This is a genomic window from Streptomyces sp. NPDC127117 (assembly GCF_042677325.1).
Taxonomy (GTDB): Bacteria; Actinomycetota; Actinomycetes; order Streptomycetales; family Streptomycetaceae; genus Streptomyces.
This window is the reverse complement of sequence record NZ_JBHXTM010000088.1, coordinates 17,864-26,016: the sequence shown is the minus strand read 5'-3', so window position 1 is coordinate 26,016 and position 8,153 is coordinate 17,864. Positions and strand designations below refer to the sequence as shown.

8 protein-coding genes are annotated in these 8,153 nt (G+C 69.3%); 5 read left to right on the top strand and 3 right to left on the bottom strand.

Going from position 1 to position 8,153, the window contains the following annotated elements; translation table 11 throughout:
* Window positions 1-30 precede the first annotated feature (30 nt).
* The 3 genes from ACFVH0_RS38520 to ACFVH0_RS38510 are packed head-to-tail and all read right to left on the bottom strand — an operon-like array spanning window position 31 to window position 2,716.
* Complete coding sequence (locus ACFVH0_RS38520; protein WP_385828078.1) at window positions 31-792, bottom strand: amino acid ABC transporter ATP-binding protein; 762 nt, start codon at window positions 790-792, stop codon at window positions 31-33.
* Complete coding sequence (locus ACFVH0_RS38515; protein ID WP_385828076.1) at window positions 789-1,739, bottom strand: amino acid ABC transporter permease; 951 nt, start codon at window positions 1,737-1,739, stop codon at window positions 789-791. Before ACFVH0_RS38515 ends, ACFVH0_RS38520 begins: the two co-directional genes overlap by 4 nt.
* A 29-nt stretch (window positions 1,740-1,768) precedes the next feature.
* The gene (locus ACFVH0_RS38510; protein ID WP_385828074.1) at window positions 1,769-2,716 is read right to left on the bottom strand and encodes an ABC transporter substrate-binding protein; all 948 of its coding nucleotides are present in this window, start codon (window positions 2,714-2,716) and stop codon (window positions 1,769-1,771) included.
* Between the two features lie 522 nt (window positions 2,717-3,238).
* Between ACFVH0_RS38510 and ACFVH0_RS38505 the strand changes: the two genes are divergently transcribed.
* The 5 genes from ACFVH0_RS38505 to ACFVH0_RS38485 all read left to right on the top strand — a co-directional run bounded on the left by ACFVH0_RS38505 (window position 3,239) and on the right by ACFVH0_RS38485 (window position 7,997).
* Complete coding sequence (locus tag ACFVH0_RS38505) at window positions 3,239-4,450, top strand: NADP-dependent malic enzyme (RefSeq protein ID WP_385828072.1); 1,212 nt, start codon at window positions 3,239-3,241, stop codon at window positions 4,448-4,450.
* Between the two features lie 268 nt (window positions 4,451-4,718).
* Window positions 4,719-5,684, top strand: coding sequence for a zinc-binding dehydrogenase (locus ACFVH0_RS38500; protein ID WP_385828070.1), 966 nt, complete (start codon window positions 4,719-4,721; stop codon window positions 5,682-5,684).
* Between the two features lie 32 nt (window positions 5,685-5,716).
* On the top strand, window positions 5,717-7,129 hold the full coding sequence (locus ACFVH0_RS38495; protein ID WP_385828068.1) for a cellulase family glycosylhydrolase: 1,413 nt from the start codon (window positions 5,717-5,719) through the stop codon (window positions 7,127-7,129).
* Window positions 7,130-7,209: 80 nt separating this feature from the next.
* Window positions 7,210-7,419 carry a sigma factor-like helix-turn-helix DNA-binding protein gene (locus tag ACFVH0_RS38490; RefSeq protein WP_114249297.1) on the top strand — a complete coding sequence of 70 codons (210 nt, stop codon included), beginning with the start codon at window positions 7,210-7,212 and terminating at the stop codon, window positions 7,417-7,419.
* The gene (locus tag ACFVH0_RS38485) at window positions 7,419-7,997 is read left to right on the top strand and encodes a Clp protease N-terminal domain-containing protein (RefSeq protein ID WP_385828066.1); all 579 of its coding nucleotides are present in this window, start codon (window positions 7,419-7,421) and stop codon (window positions 7,995-7,997) included. Before ACFVH0_RS38490 ends, ACFVH0_RS38485 begins: the two co-directional genes overlap by 1 nt.
* The last annotated feature ends 156 nt before the right edge of the window (window positions 7,998-8,153 follow it).

Genomic DNA, 8,153 nt, shown 5'->3' with positions numbered 1-8,153 from the left:
GTGGCTCCGTACCGCCCTCTCTTCCTGCTGCTACAGCACCTTCGAAAGGAACGACTTCGTCCGGTCGTGCTGCGGATTGGTCAGCACGTCGCGCGGGTGGCCCGACTCGACCACCACGCCGTCGTCCATGAAGACCAGCGCGTCGCCGACCTCACGGGCGAAGCCCATCTCATGGGTCACCACGATCATCGTCATGCCGTCCTCCGCGAGACCGCGCATGACGTCCAGGACATCGCCCACCAGCTCCGGGTCGAGCGCCGACGTCGGCTCGTCGAAGAGCATCAGCTTCGGCTCCATGGCCAGGGCGCGGGCGATGGCCACCCGCTGCTGCTGGCCGCCGGAGAGCTGGGAGGGGTAGTTCTTCGCCTTGTCGCCGAGGCCGACCCGGTCCAGCAGCCGCTCGGCCCGGGCCCTCGCCACGGCCTTGGACTCGCGCCTGACCTGGACGGGGGCCTCCATGACGTTCTCGATCGCCGTCATGTGCGGGAAGAGGTTGAAGCGCTGGAAGACCATGCCGATGTCCCGGCGCTTCCGTGCGACTTCGCTGTCCTTGAGCTCGTAGAGCTTGTCGCCCTTCTGGCGGTAGCCCACCAGCTCGCCGTCGACGTACAGCCGGCCGGCGTTGATCTGCTCCAGGTGGTTGATGCACCTCAGGAACGTCGACTTGCCGGAACCGGAGGGGCCGATCAGACAGAAGACCTCCTGCGGGGCGACCTCCAGGTCGATGCCCTTGAGGATGTGCGCGGCGCCGAAGGACTTGTGTACGCCCTCGGCCTTCACCATGGCGGTCATGCCATGCCTCCCTTGGGGCGGCCGAGGGACAGGAGGTTGGCCCTGACCTTCTGGAACGGGGTGGGCGGCAGACTGCGGCTCGAACCGCGCGCGTAGTACCGCTCCAGGTAGTACTGGCCGACGCTCAGCACCGAAGTCATGATCAAATACCAGGCCGCAGCCAGGAAGTACATCTCGACCGGGGCTCCGGACCCCTGCCCGATGTCCTGCGCGTACTTGAACAGCTCGTAGAACTGCACGGCCGCCACCAGCGACGTGGTCTTGAGCATGTTGATCACTTCGTTGCCCGTCGGCGGCACGATCACCCGCATCGCCTGCGGGATCACGACGCGGCGCAGGGTCTTGCCGTGGCTCATGCCCAGCGCGTGCGACGCCTCCGTCTGGCCCTCGTCGACCGAGAGCAGACCCGCACGGCAGATCTCGGCCATGTACGCGGCCTCGTTCAGACCCAGGCCGAGCAGCGCCGTCAGCAGCGGCGTCATGAAGCTCGACCAGTAGTCCTTGTAGATCGGCATCAGGTTGATGTACTCGAAGACCAGGCCCAGGTTGAACCAGACGAACAGCTGGACCAGGACCGGGGTGCCGCGGAAGAACCAGATGTAGAACCAGGCGATCGACGAGGTCACCGGGTTCTTCGACAGCCGCATCACGGCCAGCAGAACACCGCCGACGATGCCGATGACCATGGACAGCGCGGTCAGCAGCAGGGTCTGGGTGACGCCCTTGAGGATGCGGTCGTCGAAGAAGTAGTCCGGGACCGCACCCCAGTTGATCTTGCCCTGGCTGAAGGCGTAGACGATCGCGGCGAGCGCCGCGATGGCGATGACGGCCGAGACGTACCGGCCGTAGTGCCGGACCGGAATGGCCCGGATCGCCTCTGGCCGGGACGATGGAGCGCGAGGTATGGGCGGCTGGTCGGCCGGGCCCGTCTTCTCGATGTCAGTCACAGGAAGAACCTTTCAGCGCCGGTGCCTGCTCAGGATCCGCCGTTCAGCTTGGCTTCGGTGACCGCGCCGGCCTCCACGCCCCACTTCGAGATGATCTTGCCGTACTCGCCGTTCTTGATGATCCCGTTCAGCGCCGCCTGAACGGCCTTGGTCAGCTGGTCGTTGCCCTTGGCGACGGCGATGCCGTACGGGGCTGCCTCGACCTGCTCGCCGACGATCTGGAAGTCCTTGCCGCCGCCCGAGGTCTTCACCGCGTACGCGGCCACCGGGAAGTCGGAGGAGCCGGCGTCGGCGCCACCGCTGCGCAGCCGGGTCTGGGCCTCCAGGTCGTTGTCGAAGGTCTCGATCGCGATCGTCCTGCCGCCGGTGCACTTCTTCGACTCGTCCTTGGCGAGGTTGTGCGAGACGGTGCCGCGCTGGACGGCGATCTTCTTGCCGCAGAGGTCGGCCCAGGTCTTGATCCCCTGGTCGTCGCCCTTCCGGGTGTAGATCGAGACTCCGGCGGTGAAGTAGTCGACGAAGTCGACGCCCTCGCCGACCTTCTTCTTCGTCTCGGAGTCGATGCCCTGCTGGCGGTCCTTGGTGTCGGTCATCGAGGACATCGCCAGGTCGTAGCGCTTGGAGCGCAGACCGGTGATCAGCGTGTCGAACGTGCCGTTCTGGAACTCGAAGGTCACGCCGAGCTGCTTGCCGAGCGCGGCGCCGATGTCGGGATCGATGCCGACCGTCTTGCCGGACTTGTCCTTGAATTCGACCGGCGGGTAAGCGATGTCCGAACCGACCTTGATGACGCCCTTGTCCTTGATTTCCTTGGGCAGGAGGTCGGCGAACGGGGCCTGGGCCGACGCCGAGTTCCTCGGACCGTTCTTGGTCTGGTCGCCGCAGGCGGCCAGCAGCATCGTGCCGGCGACCGCGATGGCGCATACCGCTGCGATCCTGGGCTTCGCGGCCGTGCGACGAGTGGTGCTTGCGGTCATGATCGGGTTGCCTCCGGCAGGTGAGGGGTGGTGTTGCCAGGCGGTATGGACACACGACTTCGGATGTCGCCCCCCTGTGGGATTAGGGCATCTTGCCATTCGGACTGGCTAAATCTGGGCGCTGATCATGTCAAAATCGGATAACGGGCGATCCCCGAACCTCACGGGGCCGGTACACAGGGCCGGACCATCTGTGGGGGTTCCATCATCACGCCGGAAGATCTGCGGCGCGTCTCGACTGGTGGACGCTTTTGTCGCTTGGCGGACTTGTCCAGATATTCGACTATGAGTCACGTCACCGAACCGATATGGACTCGTCCATGAAGCGGTTCGTCCGGTAAGAAAGACCTTTACACCCCTCATCCGGGGCTCAGGGCGCGTGTGCGGCGCGCCCGCGCGTATGTATTTCCCCCTGCCGGTGCGGGCCAACCGCCGACGCAGGGAACGTACGCGGTGCCCGCCCACCCCTCCTCAACCAGGAGTGGCCACCCTCAAACGATGAAGACTTAAGGGGTCAACACCATGGCAGCGGAGATCGTCAATCCTCGCAGCGACAGCACCACCGACAGCACCACCGATGAGCCGTTCGATCCGGCCTTCGCTCTCCACCGCGGGGGGAAGATGGCCGTGCAGGCCACCGTTCCGATCCGCGACAAGGACGACCTGTCCCTCGCGTACACGCCCGGCGTCGCCAAGGTGTGCAGCGCCATCGCGGAGAATCCCGAGCTGGTCCACGACTACACCTGGAAGTCGCAGGTCGTCGCCGTCGTGACGGACGGCACCGCGGTTCTCGGCCTCGGTGACATCGGACCCGAGGCCTCCCTCCCGGTGATGGAGGGCAAGGCGATCCTCTTCAAGCAGTTCGGCGGCGTCGACGCGGTGCCGATCGCGCTCGCGACGACCGATGCGGACGAGATCGTCGAGACCGTCGTCCGGCTCGCGCCGTCCTTCGGGGGCGTGAACCTTGAGGACATCTCGGCGCCGCGCTGCTTCGAGATCGAGCGCAAGCTCCAGGAGCGGCTCGACATCCCGGTCTTCCACGACGACCAGCACGGCACCGCCGTCGTGACGCTCGCGGCCCTGCGGAACGCCGCGAAGCTCTCCGGCCGCAGCCTCGGCGACCTGCGCGCCGTCATCTCCGGCGCCGGCGCCGCCGGGGTGGCCATCGCGAAGTTCCTGCTGGAGGCGGGGCTCGGCGATGTCGCCGTGGCCGACCGCAAGGGCATTGTGAGCCGGGACCGCGAGGACCTGACCGAGGTCAAGCGCGAGCTGGCCGAGCTCACCAACCGGGCCGGCATCTCCGGCCCGCTGGAGAGCGCGCTGGCGGGCGCCGACGTCTTCATCGGCGTCTCCGGCGGCACGGTCCCCGAGGCGGCCGTCGCCTCGATGGCGCCCGGCGCGTTCGTCTTCGCCATGGCGAACCCGAACCCCGAGGTCCACCCCGACATCGCGCACAAGTACGCGTCCGTCGTGGCGACCGGGCGGTCCGACTACCCGAACCAGATCAACAACGTGCTGGCCTTCCCCGGCATCTTCGCGGGCGCCCTCCAGGTCCGGGCCTCCCGGATCACCGAGGGCATGAAGATCGCCGCGGCGAACGCGCTGGCCGACGTCGTGGGCGATGAGCTCGCGGCGGACTACGTGATTCCGTCGCCGTTCGACGAGCGGGTGGCCCCGGCGGTCACCGCCGCGGTGGCGGCCGCCGCGCGGGCGGAGGGCGTGGCCCGGCGCTGAGCCGGTGGGGCGTGGGTGGGGGTACGGGTTCCCGGGTGCGGGGTGCGCCTGCGGCGGGCTTGTTCCCCACCCCGCCCCTTCCCGTAACCGGGGGGGCGCTGCCCCCGGGCCCCCGCTCCTCGATCGCCGGAGGGGCTTGCATGCGCGGTGCGTGTCCTCCTGCCCCCCGGGTCGCTGTTCCTCGATCGTCGGAGGGGCTTGCATGCGCGGTGCGCGTCACACCCGTGGTCGGTTACGCCCGGCCCGTGCCCGGCCTATCGTCGGGGCCATGTTCGCCGCCTACGCATCCCGCATCGACCGCGACCAGCCCCTCAACGGCCTTGAGCTGGGCGAGCGCCCCGCCCCCGAGGTACGACCCGGCTGGACCACCGTCAACGTCCGGGCAGCCTCCCTCAACCATCACGACCTCTGGTCCCTGCGCGGCGTCGGCCTCGCCGAGGACAAGCTGCCGATGATCCTCGGCTGCGACGCGGCCGGGACCGACGAGGACGGCAACGAGGTCGTCCTGCACTCCGTCATCGGCCAGACCGGCCACGGCGTCGGCCCGAAGGAACCCCGCTCCATCCTCACCGAGCGCTACCAGGGCACCTTCGCCGAGCAGGTCACCGTCCCCAGCTGGAACGTGCTGCCCAAGCCGAAGGAACTCACCTTCGAGCAGGCCGCCTGTCTGCCGACCGCCTGGCTCACCGCGTACCGGATGCTCTTCACCAACGCCGGGGTGCGCCCCGGCGACTCGGTCCTCGTCCAAGGGGCGGGCGGCGGCGTCGCCACCGCCGCGATCGTGCTCGGCCGGGCGGCCGGGCTGCGGATCTACGCCACCAGCCGCGACGAGGCCAGGCGCAAGCGCGCCGTCGAGCTCGGTGCCGTCGAGGCGTTCGAGCCGGGCGCACGGCTGCCGCAGCGCGTCGACGCGGTCATCGAGACGGTCGGCGCGGCCACCTGGTCCCACTCCGTGAAGTCGCTGCGCCCCGGCGGCACGCTCGTCATCTCCGGCGCGACCAGCGGTGACCGGCCTTCGCACGCCGAGCTGACCCGGATCTTCTTCCTGGAGCTGAGGGTGGTCGGTTCGACCATGGGTTCCAAGGACGAGCTGGAGGACCTGCTCGCGTTCTGCGCGACCACCGGCGTACGCCCCGTCATCGACGAGGTGCTGCCGCTGGACCGGGCCCGCGAGGGGTTCGAACGGCTCTCGGCGGGCGACCAGTTCGGAAAAATTGTGCTCACCTGCTCTTGAGGAGTGCGGGGTGAGCTGCTCTGATCTGCGCCATGCGAATACGGACGCGGATGCGGATGGGCAGCGTACTCACCTCTATCGTCACTTCGTTCGTGCTCGCGGCGGGGGCCCTCGCCCCCGCCGCCGACGCACATCCGGCACCACCGGAACGGACCGGCATACCCCGGCTCACCGACGACCAGGGCCGCACGCTCACCCTGCGCGGATGGAGCGTCGCGGACAAGGCGCACAGCGGTGACCAGGCACTGACCGCCATCACCGAGAAGCACTTCCGCGATCTGCACGCCAAGGGCTTCAACTTCGCCCGGCTGCTCATCTTCTGGGACGACCTGGAACCGGTCCAGGGCCACTACAGCGCCGAGTATCTGCGCCGGATCGACCGGGTCCTGGACTGGGCGCAGAAGTACGACATCCAGGTGCTGCTCGACGCCCACCAGGACGTGTTCGGCCCGGCGTTCAACGCCCGGGGCATCCCGGCCTGGGCGACCCGCACCGACGGTCTGCCCTTCACCCCGCACCCCGACGACTGGTTCTCGGAGTACTTCGAGCCCGCCGTGCAGCGCGCCTTCACCCACCTCTACGAGGACGCCGACCTCCAGCGCGCCCAGGCACGGATGTGGCAGGTCGTGGCCAAGCGCTTCGGACACCACTCCGCCGTCCTCGGCTACGACCTGATCAACGAGCCGATGGGGGAGCTCGGCGAGGGCGAGGACCTGCCGACGGCCGCCCGCCGCATCGAGGCCCAGCAGCTCACCCCGATGTACAACCGGCTGGCCCGCGCGGTCCGTTCGGTCGACCGCGACAACTGGCTGTTCGTCGAGCCCACCCCCATCGTCGGCGAGGGCGTGCCCACCGGACTGGGCGCGATCAAGGACCACCGCACCGTCTACGCCCCGCACTTCTACAACACCGCGATGGAGGCCGGCGCCGACTACGACCCGGCGGCCGGCTGGATCGAGTCGTACGAGGCCGCCGTCACCGCGTACCCGGAACAGCAGAAGATTCCGGTCGTCGTCGGCGAATGGGGCCCGCTGAACAACAGGCTCCCGCAGATGGGCCGCTTCTACCGGGACGCGATGGCCTCCCTGAGCCGCTACAGCTCGGGCTGGGCGGGCTGGGTGTGGTGCTACGGCGGTGGTTACTGCGCCCTGGACGAGAACGGAGCCTTCGCCGCCAACAAGGAGCGGACCGCCACACCGTACGCACCCGCCGTCGCCGGAACCGTCCACTCCGACACGTACGACGACAACGCGCGCGTCTACCGGCTCACTTACACGGCGGGACGCCACGGCACCACGGAGATCTCGCTGCCGCCGACCGCCGGGCGGTGGCGGGTCTCGGTGGACGGCCGAGCCGAGGTCCGCAGGCACGGCGGAGAGGTGCGCGTCCACGCCCGCAAGGGGGCGCGGGTCACGGTGACGGTGACCGGGACGGCGCACGGCTGAGCGCCCCGCACACCACGCGCCGCACACCCCATCTGTCAATCGCGGTTGACGGATGGGGCGTGTCAACCTATGTTGACGTCATGACTGAAGCGACGGATCTCGCCGCGCGTGCCGGTGACCGTGACCCGCGGGTGGGGCTGCGGGCGGTCGCCGCGCTGCGCCGGCTGCTGGAGCAGCTCGAAGCCGTACAGGTCAGGAGTGCCCGCGTGCAGGGCTGGTCGTGGCAGGAGATCGCGGCCGAACTGGGCGTCAGCAGGCAGGCCGTGCACAAGAAGTACGGGAGGCAGTGATGTTCGAACGATTCACCAGGGACGCCCGGGAAGTGGTGACCGGCGCCGTAAGCCATGCCGAGCTGACCGATGCCGCATCGGTCGGCGAGGAGCATCTACTGCTCGCGCTGCTGGACCGGCAGGAGGGGCGGGCCGCATTCGCCGTCACCTCACTCGGGCTCGCGGACCGTCGCGCGTCCGTCGAGGCCGAGCTTGCCACGGCCCGACGCCACGGCGGGCTGACCAGGGCGGACACCGACGCGCTCGCCGGCATCGGCATCGATGTGACCGAGATCGTCGCGCGCGTCGAGGAGGCGCACGGGGTGGGTGCGCTCGACCGGGCCAGGCGGCGCGGAGCGCGGCGCCGCCCGTTCACCCGCGGCGCGAAGAGCATCCTGGCCAGGTCGCTGCGGATCGCGGCCGGACGCGGGGACCGCTCCATCGGCGACGAGCACCTTCTCCTGGCACTCACCGCCTGCCCCGGCGTGGCCGCCGAAGTGCTCGCCGCACACGGCGCCACGTATGTCACGGTCAACCGTGCGCTGTACGGGGGCGGCGGGGAAGGGGAGGAGGGGGAGCGGTTCAAGGAGGCGGGCTGACCCCCGGTCCGGCCCGGCATGGCCCCTGCCCCGCCCCCCCGTCCCGTCACTTCGGCCCGTCGTCACGGTCAACCGTGCGCTGTACGGGGGCGGCGGGGAAGGGGAGGAGGGGGAGCGGTTCAAGGAGGCGGGCTGACCCCCGGTCCGGCCTGATGG